Annotated in this window: 19 protein-coding genes; 4 read left to right on the forward strand and 15 right to left on the reverse strand. The window is 42.2% G+C overall.

The features are described 5' to 3' along the window. Positions 1-10: 10 nt before the first annotated feature. The gene (locus HMPREF0849_RS03560) at positions 11-1,015 is read right to left on the reverse strand and encodes a uroporphyrinogen decarboxylase family protein (protein ID WP_000157318.1); all 1,005 of its coding nucleotides are present in this window, start codon (positions 1,013-1,015) and stop codon (positions 11-13) included. A gap of 367 nt (positions 1,016-1,382) precedes the next feature. Here HMPREF0849_RS03560 and HMPREF0849_RS03565 point away from each other — a divergent pair, with 367 nt between their 5' ends. Next, on the forward strand, positions 1,383-2,240 hold the full coding sequence (locus tag HMPREF0849_RS03565; protein ID WP_000703388.1) for a 5'-nucleotidase, lipoprotein e(P4) family: 858 nt from the start codon (positions 1,383-1,385) through the stop codon (positions 2,238-2,240). Between the two features lie 229 nt (positions 2,241-2,469). Here HMPREF0849_RS03565 and HMPREF0849_RS03570 read toward each other — a convergent pair whose 3' ends face one another. Next, a complete protein-coding gene (locus HMPREF0849_RS03570) occupies positions 2,470-3,522 on the reverse strand; it encodes an LLM class flavin-dependent oxidoreductase (protein ID WP_000229782.1) in 1,053 nt (350 codons plus the stop codon). Positions 3,523-3,633: 111 nt separating this feature from the next. After that, on the reverse strand, positions 3,634-5,442 hold the full coding sequence (glmS, locus tag HMPREF0849_RS03575) for a glutamine--fructose-6-phosphate transaminase (isomerizing) (protein ID WP_000334298.1): 1,809 nt from the start codon (positions 5,440-5,442) through the stop codon (positions 3,634-3,636). A 215-nt stretch (positions 5,443-5,657) separates the two neighbouring features. On the opposite strand from glmS, the gene HMPREF0849_RS03580 reads away from it, so the two are divergent. Next, positions 5,658-6,071 carry an EamA family transporter gene (locus HMPREF0849_RS03580; RefSeq protein ID WP_000264211.1) on the forward strand — a complete coding sequence of 138 codons (414 nt, stop codon included), beginning with the start codon at positions 5,658-5,660 and terminating at the stop codon, positions 6,069-6,071. Positions 6,072-6,109: 38 nt separating this feature from the next. On the opposite strand, the gene HMPREF0849_RS03585 is transcribed toward HMPREF0849_RS03580, so the two are convergent. The 9 genes from HMPREF0849_RS03585 to HMPREF0849_RS03625 form a co-directional block, all read right to left on the reverse strand. Then, the gene (locus HMPREF0849_RS03585; protein ID WP_000911364.1) at positions 6,110-7,489 is read right to left on the reverse strand and encodes a glycoside hydrolase family 1 protein; all 1,380 of its coding nucleotides are present in this window, start codon (positions 7,487-7,489) and stop codon (positions 6,110-6,112) included. Positions 7,490-7,595: 106 nt separating this feature from the next. Next, the gene (locus HMPREF0849_RS03590) at positions 7,596-9,449 is read right to left on the reverse strand and encodes a proline--tRNA ligase (protein ID WP_000814031.1); all 1,854 of its coding nucleotides are present in this window, start codon (positions 9,447-9,449) and stop codon (positions 7,596-7,598) included. A 16-nt stretch (positions 9,450-9,465) separates the two neighbouring features. Continuing rightward, on the reverse strand, positions 9,466-10,722 hold the full coding sequence (gene rseP / locus HMPREF0849_RS03595; protein ID WP_000579746.1) for an RIP metalloprotease RseP: 1,257 nt from the start codon (positions 10,720-10,722) through the stop codon (positions 9,466-9,468). A 15-nt stretch (positions 10,723-10,737) separates the two neighbouring features. After that, on the reverse strand, positions 10,738-11,541 hold the full coding sequence (locus HMPREF0849_RS03600; RefSeq protein ID WP_000159118.1) for a phosphatidate cytidylyltransferase: 804 nt from the start codon (positions 11,539-11,541) through the stop codon (positions 10,738-10,740). A gap of 8 nt (positions 11,542-11,549) precedes the next feature. After that, a complete protein-coding gene (locus HMPREF0849_RS03605; protein WP_000466700.1) occupies positions 11,550-12,308 on the reverse strand; it encodes an isoprenyl transferase in 759 nt (252 codons plus the stop codon). 206 nt (positions 12,309-12,514) lie between these two features. Then, positions 12,515-13,099 (reverse strand): nucleotidyltransferase family protein, encoded by a 585-nt coding sequence (locus HMPREF0849_RS03610; RefSeq protein ID WP_001098871.1) that lies wholly within the window; start codon positions 13,097-13,099, stop codon positions 12,515-12,517. Beyond that, the gene (gene ruvB / locus HMPREF0849_RS03615; protein WP_009013571.1) at positions 13,080-14,078 is read right to left on the reverse strand and encodes a Holliday junction branch migration DNA helicase RuvB; all 999 of its coding nucleotides are present in this window, start codon (positions 14,076-14,078) and stop codon (positions 13,080-13,082) included. Before ruvB ends, HMPREF0849_RS03610 begins: the two co-directional genes overlap by 20 nt. A 287-nt stretch (positions 14,079-14,365) precedes the next feature. Beyond that, the gene (locus HMPREF0849_RS03620; RefSeq protein ID WP_000779593.1) at positions 14,366-16,777 is read right to left on the reverse strand and encodes a flavocytochrome c; all 2,412 of its coding nucleotides are present in this window, start codon (positions 16,775-16,777) and stop codon (positions 14,366-14,368) included. A gap of 25 nt (positions 16,778-16,802) precedes the next feature. Further along, complete coding sequence (locus tag HMPREF0849_RS03625; RefSeq protein WP_000779598.1) at positions 16,803-17,411, reverse strand: NADPH-dependent FMN reductase; 609 nt, start codon at positions 17,409-17,411, stop codon at positions 16,803-16,805. 218 nt (positions 17,412-17,629) lie between these two features. Here HMPREF0849_RS03625 and HMPREF0849_RS03630 point away from each other — a divergent pair, with 218 nt between their 5' ends. Beyond that, a complete protein-coding gene (locus HMPREF0849_RS03630) occupies positions 17,630-18,829 on the forward strand; it encodes an L-lactate MFS transporter (protein ID WP_000665257.1) in 1,200 nt (399 codons plus the stop codon). A gap of 75 nt (positions 18,830-18,904) precedes the next feature. Continuing rightward, on the forward strand, positions 18,905-19,783 hold the full coding sequence (locus HMPREF0849_RS03635) for an AraC family transcriptional regulator (RefSeq protein ID WP_000785197.1): 879 nt from the start codon (positions 18,905-18,907) through the stop codon (positions 19,781-19,783). A gap of 492 nt (positions 19,784-20,275) precedes the next feature. Here HMPREF0849_RS03635 and HMPREF0849_RS03640 read toward each other — a convergent pair whose 3' ends face one another. The 3 genes from HMPREF0849_RS03640 to HMPREF0849_RS03650 all read right to left on the reverse strand — a co-directional run. Continuing rightward, on the reverse strand, positions 20,276-20,692 hold the full coding sequence (locus HMPREF0849_RS03640; protein ID WP_000628401.1) for a GNAT family N-acetyltransferase: 417 nt from the start codon (positions 20,690-20,692) through the stop codon (positions 20,276-20,278). A gap of 11 nt (positions 20,693-20,703) precedes the next feature. Then, on the reverse strand, positions 20,704-21,399 hold the full coding sequence (locus HMPREF0849_RS03645) for a GNAT family N-acetyltransferase (RefSeq protein WP_001144885.1): 696 nt from the start codon (positions 21,397-21,399) through the stop codon (positions 20,704-20,706). 195 nt (positions 21,400-21,594) lie between these two features. Then, positions 21,595-21,966, reverse strand: a 372-nt coding sequence (locus HMPREF0849_RS03650; RefSeq protein ID WP_156798276.1) for a class I tRNA ligase family protein, incomplete at its 5' end; no start/stop codon positions are given.

Genomic DNA, 21,966 nt, shown 5'->3' on the forward strand with positions numbered 1-21,966 from the left:
GCTCCTCCTTTTAGAGAACAGCTGCCTGCCGAATCCAGTCCAACCTCTCTAAGTCAAAGTCATCTGGAACAGTACAGTCAGCTCCCAGAAGAACGCCTTTATTACCAGCTTCAGCCAGCAACCGTCTTGTTTCATCTTGCAATTCCGCCTTGGAACCTTGATAAAGCAAGCTTTTCTTGCCGTTTTCAAATCCACCTAAAACGGCCTTGCCTGGAAACAACTCTTGCCCCTGTGTCAAACTAACATCCTCATGGTGGGTCGCCCAGTTGACCACTTGAGCTGGATAGTCCTTAAATATCGTCACATCATTGCTCGCACCTTCAAAACCACAGATATGGAGGATATTGGTCCCACCAACCTGATTGGCTGCCTCCAAAATCGCTATATTGCTCGGTTCGATATAGGTTTGGTAGAGTTCTGGTGTGATGCGCTCATCTTGAATTTCCTGGGTGCTGAGATAAATCCCATCAACTCCACCTTGCTGGATGATTTTCTGAGTTAGGATAGCAATATCTCTTGCAATCACATCTAGAATAGATCTGAGTTGCTCAGGATTTTCAAGCAATAGGTCAGCCACTTCCCTATCTCCTCGAGAAGTTTCTGTACGGAACCAACGCTTGAGGTAGGAGATAGGCGAAAAGATATTGTAGAAAGAAGCAATCTCTTCGGTAAAGGTCTCTCGAATCGCTTGTACCACTTCCACCTGTTGCTGAATCCATGGGTGTTCCTCACCAATCGACTCAATAGAAGTCAGCTCCTGAATGCTTGCAATCTTAGGACGATAGACATTACTTGGATAAAGGAAAAAACCGTCGCTCATAATTTTGACAAAATCAGGACGAATCCTTTCCACATAATTGTGATGCCCATCAACACTTTTTTGAAAGATACGTGGATTATTTAATCCCTGCTCCTTTTCTTCGAGTGTTACAAAATGAAACCAAAATCCCACAGGAACTCTTTCCACTTCATCGCCTCGAATCGCTCTAAAGACTAGCTCTCTTTTACTCGCCATACCTTTCTCCTTCCATTTGGATTGAAACCATCTTACCACTCCTTTTCCCCTTTTCCCAATATATATTGACTATCAACTCGATTGGAAATTTTTATATCTATAAAGAAAAAAATCCCTAAAAAGCTTGATGTTACTAGCCTTTCAAAGATTCACTTTATTTTCATCTATTTTCCAAAAAGAAGCTGATATAGATTTTCTATCAAGCCGATTGAATTTTTTTATATCCATCTTCATTCCCAAATTAAGTACATAATTTTATCCTAATACCAAATTACTACTGAAAAATTTCTTTTCTCTCGGTATTTCCTTGCACAAATCCCATGAAAACGCTACAATATTAATAGACTATTATTAGGAGGATGGGATTATGAAAATATCCAAAGTTACCATTACAATTGCTTCTACACTTACTTCCGTCATTTTACTGACTGGCTGTGGTACAAATTCGGCAAATTCACAGACAACACAAAGTAGTACATCTGATAATCAGGTTACAATGACCTATGATCAGTTGCGTTCAAGAGAAAATACTATGTCAACTCTTTGGTATCAAAAAGCAGCTGAAACCAAGGCACTCTATCTACAAGGTTACAATGTCGCTACTGATCGTTTGAAAGAACTACTAAAAACACAGACAGATAAACCCTACTCTATCGTTTTGGACTTGGACGAAACTGTATTAGACAATAGCCCTTATCAAGCGCAAAATGTCAAAGACGGAACAGCATTTACCCCAGAAAACTGGGATGTCTGGGTAAAAAAAGCCGCAGCCAAGGCTGTACCAGGTGCTAAAGACTTTCTCCAATTTGCAGACCAAAACGGTGTCCAAATTTACTATGTATCTGACCGCACGATAGATCAGGTAGATGATACGATCAAAAACCTAGAAAACGAAGGAATTCCTGTACAAAGCCGCGATCATCTCATGTTCTTAGAAAAAGGCGTCAAATCTAAAGAAGGTCGTAGACAAGCAGTCCAAGAAAAAACCAACTTAGTCATGCTACTAGGAGACAATCTTGTGGACTTTGCAGAGTTTTCAAAGACCTCTGAAACTGAGCGCAACCAAAAATTAGAGGAATTACAAAAAGAGTTTGGTGAGAAATTCATCATTTTCCCTAACCCAATGTACGGATCATGGGAAAGCACTGTTTACAATGGTAATAAATTGGATGCCAAGGGTCAAACTGAAGAGCGACAAAAAAACTTACAAGGTTTTGATAAATAAAATAAGAGAGCTATCTACCAGTTTACACCAACCACAAGATATCGTATTTGTGAGAATATCAAAAAAGACGATTTCCAAGCGGAAATCGTCTTTTTTACTATTTTATCTTGTACTTGGTATAAACTAGTATATATTCCACTAGATAGTATGCTCTATCACTTGTACCACTTCCACCTGTTGCTGAATCCATGGGTGTTCCTCACCAATCGACTCAACTGATTGAATTTTTTTATAACCCCTCTTTCATGGCAAAGTATGCTCGTACTTTTGGAGCCACTTGTGTGCCGAAGAGTTCAATAGCTCTCAAAACTTGATCATGTGGCATAGAACCAAGCGGTAGATGGAGCATGAAACGGTCCAAGTCTAAATCCTCAATCATGCGAATCAATTTTTCTGCCACCTGATCTGGATTGCCCACAAACATGGCACCATTTGGTCCAACTTGCTCCAAATATTGCTCATAGGTCAACTCCTGCCAGTGCGGACGGTCCTTGGAAATTGCATCCACCACTTGCTTGGTCGGATGGAAATAATCTTTGACAGCCTGCTCGCCATCTTCCGAAATCCAGCCCCAAGAATGAGCACCCACTTTCAGGTCTTTCTCCGCATGACCGGCTTCCCTACCAATCTCACGATAAGCTTGAATCAGCTTTTTAAAATAACGTGGATTGCCACCGATAATGGCATAGACAATCGGCAACCCCGCCTGAGCAATCTTCACTGTTGACTCTACATGACCTCCTGTCGCCACCCACAATGGCAATTTGTCCTGAACAGGACGAGGATAGACTTCTTTTCCAGCGATGCTTTGAGTCAATTGTCCCTGCCAGTTCACTTTGGTGCTTTCATTTGCCAGCTGAAGCAGGTCTAACTTTTCATCAAAAAGAGCTTCATAGTCTTTCAAGTCATAGCCAAACAGAGGGAAGGATTCGGTAAATGAACCACGACCTGCCATAATCTCTGCCCGTCCATTTGACAAGGCATCGATGGTAGCATATTGTTGGAACAAGCGAATCGGATCCATACTCGAGAGAATGCTGACCGAACTAGTCAAACGAATCTTTTTGGTATTGACTGCCCCAGCTGCAAGAATAATCTCTGGCGCCGATACCGCAAAGTCCTCCCGATGATGCTCCCCAATCCCGTACACATCCAAACCAACCTTATCAGCCAGCTCAATTTCTGCCACCAACTGACGAATGCGTTCATCATGACTGTAAATCTGCCCAGTCGCTTCCAGAGCGGTTGTTTCACCAAATGTTGAAATTCCTAATTCTACCATACTGTTTCCTCGCTATCTCTTTTAGTTTTTAGAGTATTTTATCACTAATTAGTTTTACTTTCAATGGATTTGCTCATTAGAAAAAGCCTAGATGAACTAGACTTTCTTGGTTTATTCTACTGTTACTGACTTAGCAAGGTTACGTGGTTTGTCCACATCGAGTCCACGGTGGAGGGTTGCAAAGTAAGCGACCAATTGCGTTGGTACGACCATTGAGATTGGTGAGAGGTAAGGGTGGACAGTCGTAAGAACGATATCATCTGTCTCTTTGGCAACATTTTCTTCTGCGATTGTAAGTACCTTAGCACCACGGGCTGCGACCTCCTGGATATTTCCACGAGTGTGGTTAGCAAGGACTGGATCTGACAAGAGGGCCAAGACAGGTGTCCCCTCTTCAATCAAGGCAATGGTTCCGTGCTTGAGTTCTCCTGCCGCAAAGCCTTCACATTGGATGTAAGAAATCTCTTTGAGTTTGAGACTGGCTTCCATGGCTACATAGTAGTCTTGACCACGTCCAATGTAAAAAGCGTTGCGAGTTGTTTCAAGAAGCTCTCGAACCTTGGCATCAATGTTTTCTTTCTCAGAAAGAGTTGATTCGATAGACTGAGCTACGATTGACAACTCATGAACCAGGTCAAAGGCTTGCGCTTTGGCATTGCCGTTTGCTTCTCCAACTGCTTTTGCAAGGAAGGCAAGGGCTGCGATTTGTGCCGTATAGGCCTTTGTTGATGCTACGGCAATTTCAGGACCCGCGTGAAGAAGCATGGTATGGTTGGCTTCACGTGAAAGAGTTGAACCTGGCACGTTTGTCACTGTCAAACTCGGAATTCCCATTTCATTAGCCTTAACCAAAACCTGACGGCTGTCAGCTGTTTCACCAGACTGGCTGATAAAGATGAAGAGCGGTTTCTTGCTGAGAAGTGGCATACCGTAGCCCCACTCAGATGAGATTCCAAGTTCTACTGGTGTATCTGTCAATTCTTCCAACATCTTCTTAGAAGCAAATCCTGCGTGGTACGATGTTCCAGCTGCAAGGATATAGATGCGGTCTGCATCTTGAACAGCCTTGATGATAGCTGGATCTACGACAACTTGACCTGCCTCATCCGTGTAGGCTTGGATGAGTTTACGCATAACCGTTGGTTGCTCGTCGATTTCCTTGAGCATGTAGTAAGGATAAGTCCCCTTACCGATATCTGACAAGTCGAGCTCAGCAGTGTAGCTAGCACGCTCACGACTGTTACCATCATAGTCTTGAACTTCGACGCTATCAGCCTTGACGATTACCAACTCTTGGTCATGAATTTCCATGTATTGGTTGGTCTCACGAATCATAGCCATAGCATCTGAGCAGACCATATTGTAGCCATCTCCAAGACCAATCAAAAGTGGTGATTTATTCTTAGCCACGTAGATGACTTCAGGATCTTGCGAGTCAACCAAGGCAAAGGCATAAGAACCACGGATGATGTGAAGAGCTTTTTTGAAAGCTTCAAGAACTGAGAGGCCATCTTCTTCTGCAAATTTCCCAATCAAGTGCACTGCGATTTCCGTATCTGTTTGCCCCTTGAAGTGGTGACCTGCAAGGTATTCTTCCTTGATTTCAAGATAGTTCTCAATCACTCCATTGTGAACCAAGACAAAACGTCCAGTCTCAGAGCGATGTGGGTGAGCGTTATCTTCCGTTGGTTTCCCATGAGTTGCCCAACGCGTATGACCGATACCAGTTGTTCCCTCAACACCAGCTGTCTTAGCAGATAATTCTGCGATACGACCGACAGCCTTGACTAGATGATTTTCAGCACCACCTAGGACAAAAATCCCCGCAGAATCATAACCACGGTATTCGAGCTTTTCAAGCCCTTGAATTAAAATATCAGTTGCATTTGTGTTTCCAACAACACCAACAATTCCACACATAGTATATACGACACAGACTAGCTGTGCTTTCTCCTTAAATTGGTATAGTCTGATTTTCCTTTTACAGAATCAGCAAAGACAGTATATACTTGTTTTTCTCACTTGTCAAGGATAAAAATTGGTATAGTTTTTCTATCTGGTATTTTATCAAGATTTCACTTGATACCTGACAAGTCAGCATCAATTACTTATAATAAAAAGAGGAGGTATTTGCTATGTGGTTTTTCTTCGCACTTTTATCTGCTATCTTTGCAGCCCTAACGTCAATTTTAGCCAAGATTGGGATTGAGGGAGTTCCATCCAATCTAGCAACTGCTATTCGTACGGTCGTCGTCATTCTTATGGCCTGGGGCATGGTTTTCTCGACCAATAGCCAGACCGAAATTGTCAATATCAGTAGAAAAAGTTGGCTCTTTCTCATCTTATCTGGTTTAGCCACTGGCGCCTCCTGGCTCTGCTATTACAAGGCCTTGCAGATGGGCAATGCGACTGAGGTATCTGCTGTCGATAAATTCAGTCTCGTCATTACCCTCGTTCTAGCCTTTTTCTTCCTACAAGATATCCTGACGTTTAAAACAATTATTGGCTGTATCCTGATTACGATTGGGACTTTGGTGATGATATTGTAATAAAAAGTGAGATGAACACTATCTCACTCTTTTTATTCTTAAAATCCATTATGGTCGCTGAGTTCCTTGAACCAGTGGCCTGATTTTTTCAAGCGGCGTTCTTGCGTTTCTAAGTCGAGCTCAACTAGACCATAGCGGTTTTTATAACTGTTGAGCCATGACCAGCAGTCAATAAAGGTCCATATTAAGTATCCTTTACAGTTGGCTCCATCTTCAATCGCACGGTGAAGTTCACGAAGATGTCCTTTGACAAAGTCAATACGGTAATCATCTTGAATCATCCCATCTTGACGGAATTTTTCTTCCCCTTCAACACCCATACCATTCTCTGTCAACATCCACTCAATATTACCATAATTTTCTTTGATATTTTGAGCGATATCATAAATCCCCTGCTCGTAGATTTCCCAACCTCGGTGAGGATTGATTTTACGGCCCGGCATGATATAAGGCTCGTAAAAATGTTCTGGCAAGAGGGGACTGTCTGGATGTTTAGCAAAACGTGGCGCCATAACGCGCAAAGGTTGGTAGTAGTTGACTCCAAGGAAATCAACTATGTTCTCGCGAATGAGTTCTAACTCTTCAACAGTGTACTCTGGCAGCAAATCATGCTCAGCTAAAATTTCCACCAATTCCTCTGGATAAGCTCCCAAGACAGACGGATCTAGGAAAGATTGAGCTTGGAAGAGGTCGGCAATGCGCGCAGCCTTGACATCCGCAGGATGCTGGCTACGTGGATAGGCTGGTGTCAAGTTAAGTACAATTCCAATCTTAGAGCCAGGCAGAATCTCATGACAGGCCTTAACCGCAAGACTACTAGCCAGTTGCGTATGATAGGCAACCTTAACCGCTGCTTTGGCATCCACCTTGTGAGGATAATGGGCATCATAAAAATAACCAAATTCTACGGGGACGATGGGTTCATTAAAGGTAATCCATTGGTCTACCAAGTCACCGTAAGTCTCAAAACAAAAACGAGCATAGTCTTCATAAGCCTTGACAGTTGCCTTATTTTCCCAGCCATCACCAGCTTCTTGAAGGGCAAAAGGCAGGTCGAAGTGATAGAGATTGACTAAGAGACGAATCCCCTTGGCCTTAATAGCCTCAAAAACCTGACGGTAGAAAGCCACCCCTTGCGGATTGATCTCTCCACGACCTTGCGGAAAAATACGAGACCACTGGATAGAAGTTCGGAAGGCTGTATGCCCAGTCTCTACCAAAAGCTCAATATCCTTTTCCCAGTTTTCGTAAAAAGTCGATGTTTTATCAGGTCCAATTCCATTGTAGTAACGATTTGGCTCTACTTGGAACCAATAATCCCAGAGATTGTATCCCTTGCCGTCACCAGGTACACGACCTTCTGTCTGTGGTCCAGAAGTAGAGGAACCCCAGACAAAATCCTTTGGAAATTTTAACATTATTATACCTCTTAACTTGATGATGTATTCTTCACTCTCATTATATAGAAAAAACAAGGTAAAAACTAGTTACATTTTTGCCTTGTTTTTCTTCTGATTATAGTTTTTATTTCTTGCTGAGGATTTCAAGCGTTTCAAGCAAGTTGTCTGCATGAACTTCGATGGTGTCACCAGTCGCCTTGATCTTAACTTCTACAATACCGTCAGCTGCTTTCTTCCCAACAGTAATACGGATTGGCAACCCAATCAAGTCACTATCGCTAAACTTCACTCCGACACGTTCGTTACGGTCGTCTGTCAAGACTTCGTAACCAGCTCCCATCAAGCTTGCTTCAAGTTTATCTGTCAAGGCTTGCGCTTCTTCATCTTTGACATTGACAGTAATCAAGTGCACATCAAATGGTGCTAATTCTTTAGGGAAGTTAACTCCCCAAGCATAACGGTATTCGCCTTTTGGCGTTTTATTGACAAAGAGGCGAGCGTGTTGCTCCATAACGGCTGAAAGGAGACGGCTAACACCGATACCGTAACAACCCATGATTATTGGCACAGCACGGCCATTTTCGTCCAAAACATCTGCGCCCATACTTGCTGAGTAGCGAGTTCCGAGTTTGAAAATATGACCGATCTCAATACCACGGGCGAAGTTTAAGACACCTTGTCCGTCTGGGGAAATTTCACCCTCACGAACTTCGCGGATATCTACATATTCTGCAGTAAAGTCACGACCTGGATTCACACCCGTCAAGTGGTAGCCATCTTCATTAGCCCCTACAACAGCATTGCGAACATCTTGCACCTTACGGTCTGCAATGATTTTCACATTTTCTGGCAAACCAACTGGGCCAAGTGAACCAAAGCCGGCTTGAACAGCACTTGCTACTTCTTCCTCGCTCGCAATGTCAAAGAAATCTGCTCCCAAGTGGTTTTTCAACTTAACTTCATTGAGTTGGTCATTTCCAACTAGAAGGGCTGCAACAAGCTCACCATCTGCCATGTAGAAGAGGGTTTTGATTGTTTGTTCTTCTGGGATGTTAAGGAAGGTTGCGACTTCGTCAATAGATTTAACACCTGGTGTTTCCACTCGAGTTACTTCTTCTTCCGTAACGACACGGTTGCTTGGTTTGTACTCGTTTGTTGCCATTTCTAAGTTAGCTGCATAGCTAGACTCACTTGAGTAGGCAATGGTGTCTTCACCAGAAACCATCCATTTGAGCAATTCTGTCTTGATTTCTTCTTGCACTTCTGCAGGAATTTCATCAAATGAGGCAACTGACTTGTCCAAGACAACCCAGCGGTCAAGGTCTGTACGAGCTGGTGTAATGGCCATAAATTCTTGGCTATCCTTACCACCCATGGCGCCACCATCACCGATGATGGCCTTGAAGTCCAAACCACTACGAGTGAAGATACGTTCATAGGCTGCCTTGTACTCGTCATAAGTCACATCCAAACTATCGTAATTAGCATGGAAACTATAGCCGTCTTTCATGATAAATTCACGCGTACGGAGAAGTCCGTTACGTGGACGTTTTTCATCACGGTATTTCGGTTGGATTTGGTAAAGGTTGAGTGGCAATTGCTTGTAAGATTTCACAGAGTCACGAACAATAGCTGTAAAAGTTTCTTCGTGTGTCGGACCTAAGATAAAGTCTGACTTTTCACGGTTTTTCAGTTTATAAAGGTCTTCACCATAGGTTTCATAACGACCTGATTCACGCCAAAGATCGGCACTGAGAAGTGCAGGAGCCAACATCTCCACCGCACCAATCTTATCAAACTCTTGGCGCATGATATTCTTAGCCTTTTCAATCACACGGTTAGCGAGTGGTAGGTAAGAATATACACCGGCAGAAACTTGACGAACATAACCAGCACGCAACATAAGGGCGTGGCTGATAACTTGAGCATCGCTTGGCATTTCGCGAAGCGTTGGGATTAGCATTTTACTTTGTTTCATAATATTCCTCGATTATCTAAAAGAAGAGTCGCATAATGTCATTCCAGGTCACAGCTAGCATCAAGACAACCATGATAACTACACCAGCCATGGTGACATAGGTTTCAATTTCTTGTTTAAGGGGTTTCCGGCGGATAGCCTCTAGGATATTGAGCACAATCTTTCCACCATCCAAAGCCGGGATAGGAATCAAGTTAAAAATCCCGATATTGATGGAAATTATAGCTAGGAAATAGAGGACATTCTCAAGACCATTTTTAGCAGCATCGCTACTTGCCTTAAAAATGGCAACGGGTCCGCCGAGTTTGTTCAAATCTGGATGGAAAATCAAGTTTTTCAAAGCCGAAAGGATACGAAGTCCTGAGTCAGCTGCAGTTGTAAATCCACCAACAAACATGGATAGAAAGTCTGACTTGACTACCGGTTGAACCCCAAGAATATAACGTCCTTGATTCTCTTCTGGAGTCACCGTGACTTGTTTTTCGCTACCATTTTCAGAAATGGTCACATCTAAGGTCGGGGCTGTCTTGTCCTTGGTATCTGCTTCCACAGCCTGGGTCAAGTCTTGCCAATTCTTAACCTCATGCGAGCCGACCTTGGTGATTTGAGCTGTCTCAGCTACGCCCACCTTAGCCAAAGCTCCTTCTGGCATGACATGAAAGAGATTGGTCTGAGTATCTCTAACACCGCCCTGCAAAAAGATCAAGATCCAAAAAACAACAACACCTAAGATAAAGTTATTCATGGGACCTGCAAAGTTGGTGATGAGCTTACCCCAGATAGAAGCATTTTGATACTGTACATCCAGAGGAGCAATGCGCACTTCGGTTCCGTCTTCTTCAACCACCGTTGCATCATGATCCACTGCAAAGGTCTTTTCTTCTTCCAAGACCAAGCCTTTAATGAAGAGCTTGTCTTCAAAGTCAAACTGAGTTACCTGCATAGGAAGAGACGTTTGATCCAACTTCTTCCCTGAGAGGTTGATCCGTTTGACCTTACCATCATCGGCAAGTGTTAAACTGACTGGAGTTCCTGTCTTGATTTCTGTCGCATCATCACCCCAGCCTGCCATACGAACATAGCCTCCTAGAGGAAGGATTCGAATGGTATAAGCAGTGCCATCCTTACCGATATGGGAAAAAATCTTGGGCCCCATACCAATGGCAAATTCACGAACTAGAATGCCCGATTTCTTGGCAAAATAAAAATGTCCAAACTCATGCACCACCACAATAATCCCAAAAACGAGGATAAAGGTTAGCAATCCAATCATTCAATATTCCTTTCTTTAAAACAGGCCAAATAAGTGCATGATAGGAAAGACAACTAGCATACTGTCAAAACGATCCAATACACCACCATGCCCCGGGATAAATTTCCCAGAATCCTTGACACCAAAATAGCGTTTCATAGCACTCTCAATCAAGTCACCAAACTGACCTGCCACACTGAAGAAGACGGCAAAGAGGCTCATTCTATAAATTCCATAAGGGAGAGCAACTGTACTGTCTACAAGCATGAAGATTGCTGTTACCAGTACCGCACCTAGAATACCTCCGATAAAGCCCTCAATGCTCTTATTGGGAGAAACTCTCGGAGCCAACTTATGCTTGCCAAAATTCATCCCTATCAGGTAAGCTGCGCTATCTGTCGCCCAGACAATAAAGAGGGCCAAAAGCACCTTATCAAAACCTGCCACCCGAGCATCTAGTAAGGCATTGAAGCCAAAACCAACATAAAAGCTCACAGCAATTGGGAAAGCGGCATCTTCAATCGTATAGTTTTTACTGAAAACGGTCGTCCCTAGCATTATGGTAATCAGAACACTATAGGCAACTACATTCCCATCAACAGGCAAAAATGTTAGGTAATTTTCTAAAGGAACTGTGAGAGCGAAGGTCGCAAAAAGAGTCAAAGCGCCCTCAATGGTCATAGTCTTTAGCCCCTTCATGTGCAAGAGTTCATGGACACCTAGCATCGCTAACAAGCCAATCCCTATCTGCAACAAGAGCCCTCCCGCAAACAAGACTGGAAGGAAAATCGCCAGGGCCAATACCGCAAACAATGTTCTCTTTTGTAAATCCTTGGTCATATCTTCTCCTAAACTCCTCCAAAACGGCGATTGCGATGGTTAAAAGCAGCAATAGCTTCCTGCAAGGCAGCTTCATCAAAATCAGGCCACAAGGTATCCGTAAAGTAAAGCTCGCTATAGGCTGCTTGCCATGGCAAGAAATTACTCAAACGCAACTCACCACTCGTACGGATAATCAAATCAGGATCCCGCAAATCCTTTGGCAGGTGTTGCGTGAAAAGATAGTCCCCAATCATATCTTCTGTGATATCACCAGGGTTGATTTTAGCATCTAAAACATCTTGAGCCAAGCCCTTAAGAGCCTGCGTAATTTCAGCACGGCCACCATAGTTAAGCGCAAAATTGAGAATCAAGCCCGTATTGTTCTTGGTCAATTCCTCTGCTTTTTTCAAAGCTTCAAAAGTCTGCTTAGGCAAACGGTCTGTCTCCCCAATCATCTGAATCTTAACGTTATTTGCGTGCAATTCAGGGACGTAGTTATCATAAAATTCGACTGGCAAATTCATGATAAACTTGACTTCTTGATCTGGGCGCGTCCAATTTTCCGTTGAAAAGGCATAAACCGTGATGACCTTAACTCCCATCTTGTTAGCTGCCTTGGTTACCTTTTGGAGGGCTTCCATTCCCGCCTTATGACCAAAAACCCGTGGTTGCATCCGTTTTTTAGCCCAACGACCATTCCCATCCATGATGATGCCAATATGAGCAGGAACCTGTGTTGGAACCTCGACTTCTAAAGCTTTATCTTTCTTAAAAAATCCAAACATGATCTTATTCCTATTCAAAAATCTATCGTTTCATTATACCATATTTCCCTATTTTCTTCTATTGCTAAGTTATTAGCTCTCCGTACAGACAAAAAATAAGCCGCCTGATTGGGCGACTTAATTTTATAGGGAGATTATTATGAAAAAGTTTTAGGAGTTTAAGTTAAGTTCCTCTTAACTTATGAACCTAGTATACCGTCCCTAACTTAAATTTTTCTTAAGTTTTTTGAGAAAGTCAGATTTTTCCATTTTTCTTGCCAATTTTTCTTGGACAAGCGTTCTTGATAGAGCTTCATTCGGTCCTCATTCTCTAAAAAATGAGGAGTTGGGGATACCTTAAAATTCAAAATATCCTCTATACCATAGGGCGCAAAGAGCTCTAAAGTTGCGTCGGCATGCAAGCGAAGCCCTATCGCCGTACAGCGTTCAGGATACTTACTCATAGCATCACGAGAACTCGTGTAAGGCGCAGTGTGGGGACTGTGCTGATGCATATAGACCTGATTTTTCAACTCCCACTGATACTGAGGGAAATCTTCTCTCAGTTTTTTCTCTAGGGATACTGTTTCCTCATAAGAAACATCTGGATCAAAGAAAATCACATCCACATCCGTCTCACTATCAAAAGGCGATTTATCAGACAAGAGATTCCAGATGAAATTCCTGACAGAACCTGCTGCCAACCACGAGTCTTTCAAATCAAGGTCACGAATGATGGTCAGAATAGTCATCATATCTGGATTTTCTCTAAAAACCTCTAAAAAATCTTGCTCATTTTTCACTGTATTCATAACCTAAATGCTCATATGCCTTAGCAGTTGCCACCCGTCCAGAACGAGTTCGCATGATGAAACCTTTCTGGATGAGGTAAGGTTCGTACATATCTTCGACCGTCTCGCGCTCCTCGGCAATATTAACGGAGAGAGTACCTAATCCGACAGGACCACCACCGTACATCTCAATCATGGTGCGAAGGATTTTCTGGTCCACATAGTCCAAACCTTCATGGTCTACATCTAACATGGTCAAAGCCTTATTGGTAATGACATCATCGATAACCCCATTTCCCATAATCTGGGCAAAGTCGCGCACGCGCTTGAGGAGACGATTGGCGATACGAGGAGTTCCACGACTACGTAAGGCCAGCTCAGTAGCTGCCTCATGAGTGATTTCCATCTCAAAAATATCTGCTGTCCGCTCAACAATCTCCGTCAAGTCAGCATGGGCATAGTATTCCATATGACCCGTAATCCCAAAACGTGCTCGTAGAGGATTAGAAAGCATCCCCGCACGTGTCGTCGCACCAATCAAGGTGAATGGTGGCAAGTCCAAATGAACACTGCGACTGCCTTCACCAGCACCAATCATGATATCAATGTAGAAGTCCTCCATGGCACTGTAAAGCACCTCTTCCACCGACATGGGCAGGCGATGAATCTCGTCAATAAAGAGAACGTCTCCAGGCTCCAAATCATTCAAAATCGCTACCAAGTCACCTGCTTTTTCAATGACAGGACCAGACGTTTGCTTGAGATTGACTCCCAGTTCATTGGCAATGACAAAGGCCATGGTCGTTTTCCCCAAACCTGGAGGCCCAAATAAGAGCACATGGTCCAGCGCTTCATCCCGCATTTTGGCAGCTTCGATAAAGATTTGCAGCTGGTCCTTGACCTTATCCTGCCCGATATATTCACGTAAATACTGGGGACGGAGGGTACGTTCTACCAACTCCTCATCCCCCATGATCTCATTATCTAAAATTCTACTCATGGCTCTATTATATCAAAAATCCAAGCCACAAACAAAAAAGCCACCTGATTGGGTGGCCTCTTTAGGGAGATTATTATGAAAAAGAAAAGTTTAGGATTTCATTAAATAAAGGGTACTCAATGAAAATCGAAATCAGACTAGGCAGATAGACGCAAGCATAACTATAGTTAGCTAAGTCGACTCTAACGAAGGTTGATGAGATTTTCGAAGAGTATTAGGAGGTCTTTATTTAATGATTATATAATACACAAGGAGACTTAAAATTCCCTTAATTTTTAAATCAATCACTAACAATTTTCTTTAACAGCTGTTTGACCTGCAATACGTCCAAAAGTAAAGATATCCGTAAGCGAATTTCCTCCTAGACGGTTACCTGCATGGAGTCCACCTGCGACTTCTCCGGCAGCATACAAACCAGGGATAATCTGACCGTTTTCATTCAAAACGTGTGTTGAAGTATCAATCTTGAGTCCACCCATTGTATGGTGAACGGCCGGTTTTCTCGGTGTTGCGTAAAATGGCGCAACCTCACACTTGAGATCAAAACTACCTTTATTAAATTCAGGATCAAAACCTGCATCTACATAGGAATTGTAATTCTTAATCGTTTCCACTAGAACTTGTGGATCCACACCAATCTGAACCGCCAACTCTTCTATCGTATCTGCACGATAAAGAGTACCTGCTTTGACTTGGGCATCGATTTTTTCTTGGCTAGTATTGTAGGCAGTTTCCTTGATACGTTCATCTGCGATTAGATAGAACAAGCCTCCATTATCAATCGCCGCTTGAGATAGCTTGTCTCGGCTACCGTACTCATCTACAAAGCGCTTCCCTTCAGTATTTACCATGATGAAGTTTGCTGGAGGAACTTGAAGTCCTGAGAAAAGAGCTCCTGTCACTGGATCGGATACTGGCATCATTTGACTAAAGCCCATACCCACCAAATCTGCACCTACACTTTGCCCTAAAAGAATACCATCTCCTGTCACAGCTGGTGTATTAGATGTAGCAATATCATCTGCAATTTCAGTCCAGTAGGTATTGTATTTTTGTAGCATCTTGGTATTGGCACCAAATCCTCCAGAAGCTAGAACAACGGCATCTGCATTGACAATGATGGTTTGACCGTTTCGACCTTCTGCTCTGACACCCTTGACAGCCCCGTCTTTTACAAGCAATTCTTTAACTGGAGAATCTGTCAAAATCTTGCCACCATGTTCTAGAACATATTTTTGTAGGACAGATATAAAGGCATACCCCATTGGTTGAACCGGCTTATGGCCACGACGCCAAAGGGCTCCAACTGGCATTGTCACTTCGCTACGAACAAATTCAACGCCGATGTCTTCCAACCAACGAACAGACTCTAGGGCCCGTTCGGTTAAAACAGAAACCAAATCGTATTGGCCATGAATTTCATTCCCTTGTAAATCTTTTCGTTTCCCACCGATATAGGTTTGGATACGATAGAGCAAGGTAGAATCGAACAAATAGCTCGGGTCCTGCAAATACTGCTCAACCTCAACTTTCAAGGCTCTAAAGTCCTCTAGATATTCTGGATCAATCGTTGATTCATCTGTCGCAATCAATTCTTGAAGCGTATGTGCCTCACCTGGATGAGCTGCGAAGGTTCCTTGCCATGCTGGATCTGGTGCATTCATTGGACCACCTGCACGAACAGTATTTCCTCCAATTGCAGGAAATTTCTCAACAACAATTGGCTTCTTACCAGCTTGTAAGACTGCAGCCGCTGCAGCTAATCCAGCTCCTCCGCCTCCGACGATGACAACATCTGCCTGATAGGTCTTATCTTCTTTATCTAGGGCAGATGGCGCTTTTGAACGCTTCCGTAAAACATCTGGATTTGCACCGGCTTGTTTGACTGCACGCGCAACTCCATCTAAAACACCATTTGAAGTCACAGAAGCTCCTGACACCGCATCAACATTTAATGTTTGCCCCTCAATGATTTCTGCTGGAATACGGGTAAAGACGACATCTGCGATTCCTGAAGATTCTCCAGAAGAATCGATTTCGATTTTTTCAATACGGTCCTCAGAAACCGTTACATCCATCGGTAATTTACCATTATGGCCTTCAGTTGTAACATGGTAAGTCCCCGGTTCAAAGCGAACTTCTTCAGGAAGGTTTAGTTGGTTTGCAACGGATACAAAGCGAAGGAAGCGATAAAAACAACTATCTAGGAAATCAACGGTTCGCTCATCAATCAAATCTCCATTATCATCAAATGCTCGATGCGCTCGACCAAGTAAAAACTCACTACCTGGCATAACTGTTGCATTTACCCCAGGAGCATCCAAAATCTGACGAAGATGAAGTTGGGCTCGTGAAGAACCTTGAATATCGTAAGAAGCTCCGACAATCATTGTCGGCTTTCCGTCTAGCGGATGAATGTTAAAAGACAACCACTCGAGCAAGCTATTCAAACTTGATGGAATCGTATGATTGTGCTCGGGTGTCGAGATAATGACACCATCAGCTTTTGAAATAGCTTGATTAAACTTCTGAATAATAGGTGTATCTGTTTGATCATCTGTTTCATTGAACATTGGTACATCTGTTATCTCTAAAATCTCAATATCCGCTTTCTGAGCAAAATGTCTTTTCATAAATTGCAAGAGGTTGCGATTATAGGATTTTTTTGCATTAGTCCCAACAATAGCTACTAATTTCATGGATTGTTCTCCTTTCTTGAAATACTTATGCTTTCAACCATTCTTCCCAAATGAAAGATTTCTTACGATTTGTATCTTCTGGTTTGACCAAAGCCTTTGTTAATTCAACAAAGTTTTGAAACTCTGAAAAATGTTCTTCTAGTTCTGCAACCTTTTCAGGATTGTTCAAATGACACTCATCATCCAGGACTTGCTCAGAATGACCTAGAAAGAACTCTGTACCCGGCATAACTCTCGCTTTAAGCTCCGGCGCATCTAAAATCTGACGTAAATGTGCCTGCGCTCTAGATGTTCCCAGCAAACCGAGAGAAGCACCAACAATCATCGTCGGTTTATTGATTAAGGCACGACTGGTATAAGCAATCCACTCCAAAGCAGAGGCCAAAGGTGCTGGTATCGTGTGGTCGTACTCAGGTGTTGAAATAATCATACCATCTGCGGCAAGAATTTTTTCTGAAAAAGCTTGAACTTCAGCTGGCGCTAGCTTGTCCTCAGGTTCGTTAAAGGCTGGCAATTGTTTGATTTCCAATACCTCAATGTCGGCTTTATCCGAAAAGTGCTTTTGCATAAATTTCAAGAGTTTCCGATTGGTTGAGCGATCTGAATTGGTTCCAACGATAGCAACTAGTTTCATCTTGGTACCCCTTTCATTTATTTAATCTACTTTCATTATACTACTTTAGAAAATCTTGTAAATCCTTGATAATAAAGACCGTGTTATTCTATCAGATTATCGTACTTTAGTACAAGTTCGTGAAAAAATTAACAAAATATCTTCATAAACTATTGACCGGTTTCCTTAACTATGATATAGTCTTGGTGAAAAAATATACATTTAAGGAGGATGTTTTTATGAAAGAGACATTCAATCGTTGGAGGATTTTAGTCGCGTCTACAGCCATTCTTCTTTGTACAGGTGCCGTCTATTCCTTTTCTGTTTTTGCCGGACCACTTAGCAGTTCAACAGGCTGGTCCATGTCTGATATTATGTTAGCATTTGCTATCAACTCTGCAATAGGCCCTATCCCCATGATTCTCGGAGGTTATTTAGTTGACAAAGGTTATGTAAAATGGACCATCGCCCTCGGCGCTCTTCTATTTGCTAGCGGATTTTACTTAACCGGCTATGCCAATTCACCAGCCATGCTTTATTTGACCTATGGATTAATGGCCGGGCTTGGTCAAGGTTTTGCCTATTCAGGTGCCCTCTCCAATTCACTTCGCCTCTTCCCTGATAAACGTGGCTTAGCCTCTGGAATTCTGACAGGTGGCATGGGATTTGCCGCAGTCATCGCTTCTCCAGTCGCGAGCAATCTCATTCAAAAACAAGATGCCTTCTTTGCTTTTCGTACAATTGGGCTAGTCTATATTGTTGTTATCATCTGTGCAATTTTCTTTATTAAGGCAGCTCCAAGCGGCTACCAACCAGCAGGCTGGAAAGCTCCTATCCCAACCAAACAAGGACCTACTAATAAAAACTGGAAACAAATGCTACAAAGTCCTCTGTTTTACATTATCATTAGCATGTTCTTTGTTGGCGCCTTTTCTGGTTTGATGATTGCCTCTCAAGCATCACCAATCGGTCAATCAATGTTTGGACTCTCTGCAGGCACTGCAGCTCTCTATGTCTCTCTTTATTCAATCGCAAACTCTAGTGGTCGTTTTATCTGGGGATCACTTTCTGATAAAATCGGCCGTTCAAAGACCTTATTGATTATCTATTCTGTCATTGTCCTAGCTTTATTCTCCCTAACTATCGTCCCTGGTCAACTCGGGTTTACCTTAGGAATTATTGGACTTGGTATCTGCTTTGGCGGTGTTATGGGGGTCTTCCCATCTATCGTCATGGAAAATTACGGTCCTGCAAATCAAGGGGTCAACTACGGTATCGTCTTCACTGGATATTCTTTAGCAGCATTTTTCGCTCCCAAAGTCGCTGTTCAAATGGCAATGGCTAATAATGGAAATTATAGTGTAGCTTTTTATGTTGCTATTGCTTTGGCCTTCATTGGACTTGTTCTTACTATTTTTTATATGAAAAAGAAAGCTTAAAGCCCGAAAACTTCCTAGATAAGGAAGTTTTTTTGGTATAATAAAAGTAGTAATAGTATATTGGGAGGATTTACCATGGCAGACCGTTCACGTTTCTTACGAGATAACCCATCTGACTTCCCATATGATTTTGAAAAACAAATCTTATCCAAAAAGTCACCTGACACAATCTATCATTGTCATCCTGAACTAGAGATTATTTACGTTACAAAGGGTTCTGCCATCGTTCATATCAACTCAGAACGCTTTGAAAGTCGCGAAGGAGATATTTTTCTTATCCAACCGACCTCTCTCCATTCTATCTATTCTCATAAAGATCAAGAACTACTTTCTACCAGCTTTCGGATTCATCTAGATTATCTTGGGAGAAGTCAAATTGACAGCTTTAGCCAACGCTATATCCAACCCCTCCACTCCGGTCACTTTTGCCTCACTCCTCAAATATCACCAGGCGATAAGGCCTATGATCAAATTCAATCCTGCCTTCTTTCCCTTTTTTCTATCCTTGAAGAAAAAGGCATATACTACGATCTACTCATAAAATCTAAACTATACGAATTGCTTCATCTTCTCTTTAAGTATAGATACGTCAATCGACACTATACAGATGATACCTACCAAAAATACCAAAAACTAAAAGAAGTGATTTGCTACCTTGAACAGCACTACTCAGAACCCATTCATATTGAGCAACTGGCTGCAACATTTGGATATAGTAAAAATCACTTTATGAGTATTTTCAAGCTACATACTGGAGCCAGTTGTATGGACTACCTGCTCCAGTTACGTCTTGAAAAATCCTGTGAGAAACTCGTCCAAACCAACCTCAGCATTCAAGAAATTGCAAGCCAGGTCGGCTTCACCAACCTTTCAAACTTCAACCGTCAATTTAAGCAGCACTATCTCCTAACACCTAGACAGTATCGAAATCAACAACTTAAAAAGAAAACATGATTCTTTCTCCTTAGTCTTTTCTAAGGAGTTTTTTTAACAAAAAAGCCACCTGATTGGGTGGCTTCTTTAGGGAGATTATTATGAAAAAGAAAAGTTTAGGATTTCATTAAATAAAGTTAGGAGGTCTTTATTTAATGGTTATATGATACAAGATGAATCTTAAAGCTAACTTAACTTTTCTCCTGATTTATCATTTTTTTAAAAATTTTTTTCAAATGGATTTTTCCTCTCCAAGTCATAAAAAAGCCACCTGATTGGGTGACTTCTTTAGGAGATTATGATGAAAAAGAAAAGTTTGGGATTTCATTAAATAAAGGGTACTCAATGAAAATCGAAATCAGACTAGGTAGATAGACGCAAGCATAACTATAGTTAGCTAAGTCGACTCTAACGAAGGTTGATGAGATTTTCGAAGAGTATTAGGAGGTCTTTATTTAATAACTATATGATACACAAGGAGACTTAAACTTTACTTAATAAAAAATAATTTTTTTATCTTTTTCGATCCACCCAAATCATTCCTGTACAATCATAAGTAGATAAGGTTTCAAATCCCAGAGAACGATAGAATCCCAAATTTTTCTCTGTTTGGTCTGTCACCAGTTGAATTTGATAAGCATCCTTGTAGTCTATCAAAGCCTCTTTCATCAAGTTGCTACCAATTCCTTGGCGCTGATAGCTAGGCAAAACGATCAAATCCTGGACAAAAATCGATGAAAAACCATCTCCGACCAAACGGACCAAGCCCACCACGGCATCGCCATCAAGTGCCAGGTAAATCGCTAATGAGTGAGACAAGGCCTTCTCCAACATCTGAGGTTGATGGGTATAATTTGTCCAACCGACAGCCTGATAGAGATGCAAAACATCCTCTAACTTGACAATTTCTTGCTTTTTAATAGTGATCATGTCAACACCTCTTAAAGTTCTCTCAAGCTCTTGTACTGTCGTCCATTTTTATCAAAATTTTCAGGAGCCAACCATGTTTCTAAACGAGCTTTGACTTGAGGCCAGTCCTTATCAATCATAGAGAGCCAATCCGTATCTCTCGTACGCCCCTTATAAACGACTGCCTGACGGAAGTTTCCTTCATAGACAAAGCCCAAACGCTCCGCAGCTCGTCTGGATGGCAGATTAAGAGCATCACACTTCCATTCGTAGCGACGATAGTTAAGCTCCTCAAAAACATATCGCGCTAGGAGATACTGAGCCTCTGTCCCTATACGTGTTCCCCTGAGCTCTGGAGAAAAAATAACAGTCCCAACTTCAACTACACGATTATTTTGGTCGATGCGCATAAGCGAAAAGGTTCCCAAGGCCTTACCAGTTGCCTTGTCTATAATCGCATAGTAAAAACGGTCCTTACGAGCCAACATCTGATTTAAAACGGTAACCAGTTCCTCCATATCTGCCACTGGTTCCTGAAAGAGGTAGGTCCACATCTCCCGAGGAGTATCTGGGCCATAAACAGCTAGTAAATCCTCCGCATGCTTTTCTACCGAAAGAGGCTCTATCCGAGTGTAGCGCCCTTCTAAGAAATCAATGGAAGGCAATTCACCTGGTGTATAACCTTTCATTGGCTCACCAATTATCTGACCATATTCGTTTACTGGCATTGTTTTCTCCTTGTTTTACTTTTCAAACTTTATAATTGCACATAGTATATCATACTTTCATGAAAAAATTCAAAAAATCCTCCAGAGTTCAGCTCTGGAGGATTCCTATCTTATTTCACAACAATATTAACCAATTTAGTTGGCTTCAATAGTCCAGTGGACTATTGAAGGTGGCAGATAGAGATAATAAACTCGTTATTTAACGACGATATTAACGAGTTTGTTAGGTACCGCAATCACCTTCACGATTTCCTTGCCGTCAATTTCTGCTTTAACTTTTTCATCAGCCAGAGCGATTTCTTGCAATTCTTCGCGTGATAGGTCTTTAGCAACCATCAATTTGGAACGAACTTTTCCTTTGATTTGGACGACGATTTCGATTTCATCTTCAACCAATTTACTTTCGTCCCAAGTTGGCCAAGCTACATAAGAGATGGACTCACCTGTTGCAGCAACTGTTTGCCAGAGTTCTTCTGCCAAATGAGGTGCAAATGGGGCAATCAATTGGATAAAGCCTTTGGCGTAGTCCACATAGAGTTTGTCTTCCTTATTAGCAGCGTTGACAAA

It is taken from the genome of Streptococcus sp. C300, assembly GCF_000187645.1.
GTDB lineage: Bacteria > Bacillota > Bacilli > Lactobacillales > Streptococcaceae > Streptococcus > Streptococcus oralis_CQ.

Bases quoted from the DNA above. Each gene is read 5' to 3' on its own strand.
- HMPREF0849_RS03560 (WP_000157318.1), bottom strand. From the start codon at position 1,015: ATGGCGAGTAAAAGAGAGCTAGTCTTTAGAGCGATTCGAGGCGATGAA.
- HMPREF0849_RS03565 (WP_000703388.1), top strand. From the start codon at position 1,383: ATGAAAATATCCAAAGTTACCATTACAATTGCTTCTACACTTACTTCC.
- HMPREF0849_RS03570 (WP_000229782.1), bottom strand. From the start codon at position 3,522: ATGGTAGAATTAGGAATTTCAACATTTGGTGAAACAACCGCTCTGGAA.
- glmS (WP_000334298.1), bottom strand. From the start codon at position 5,442: ATGTGTGGAATTGTTGGTGTTGTTGGAAACACAAATGCAACTGATATT.
- HMPREF0849_RS03580 (WP_000264211.1), top strand. From the start codon at position 5,658: ATGTGGTTTTTCTTCGCACTTTTATCTGCTATCTTTGCAGCCCTAACG.
- HMPREF0849_RS03585 (WP_000911364.1), bottom strand. From the start codon at position 7,489: ATGTTAAAATTTCCAAAGGATTTTGTCTGGGGTTCCTCTACTTCTGGA.
- HMPREF0849_RS03590 (WP_000814031.1), bottom strand. From the start codon at position 9,449: ATGAAACAAAGTAAAATGCTAATCCCAACGCTTCGCGAAATGCCAAGC.
- rseP (WP_000579746.1), bottom strand. From the start codon at position 10,722: ATGATTGGATTGCTAACCTTTATCCTCGTTTTTGGGATTATTGTGGTG.
- HMPREF0849_RS03600 (WP_000159118.1), bottom strand. From the start codon at position 11,541: ATGACCAAGGATTTACAAAAGAGAACATTGTTTGCGGTATTGGCCCTG.
- HMPREF0849_RS03605 (WP_000466700.1), bottom strand. From the start codon at position 12,308: ATGTTTGGATTTTTTAAGAAAGATAAAGCTTTAGAAGTCGAGGTTCCA.
- HMPREF0849_RS03610 (WP_001098871.1), bottom strand. From the start codon at position 13,099: ATGAATACAGTGAAAAATGAGCAAGATTTTTTAGAGGTTTTTAGAGAA.
- ruvB (WP_009013571.1), bottom strand. From the start codon at position 14,078: ATGAGTAGAATTTTAGATAATGAGATCATGGGGGATGAGGAGTTGGTA.
- HMPREF0849_RS03620 (WP_000779593.1), bottom strand. From the start codon at position 16,777: ATGAAATTAGTAGCTATTGTTGGGACTAATGCAAAAAAATCCTATAAT.
- HMPREF0849_RS03625 (WP_000779598.1), bottom strand. From the start codon at position 17,411: ATGAAACTAGTTGCTATCGTTGGAACCAATTCAGATCGCTCAACCAAT.
- HMPREF0849_RS03630 (WP_000665257.1), top strand. From the start codon at position 17,630: ATGAAAGAGACATTCAATCGTTGGAGGATTTTAGTCGCGTCTACAGCC.
- HMPREF0849_RS03635 (WP_000785197.1), top strand. From the start codon at position 18,905: ATGGCAGACCGTTCACGTTTCTTACGAGATAACCCATCTGACTTCCCA.
- HMPREF0849_RS03640 (WP_000628401.1), bottom strand. From the start codon at position 20,692: ATGATCACTATTAAAAAGCAAGAAATTGTCAAGTTAGAGGATGTTTTG.
- HMPREF0849_RS03645 (WP_001144885.1), bottom strand. From the start codon at position 21,399: ATGCCAGTAAACGAATATGGTCAGATAATTGGTGAGCCAATGAAAGGT.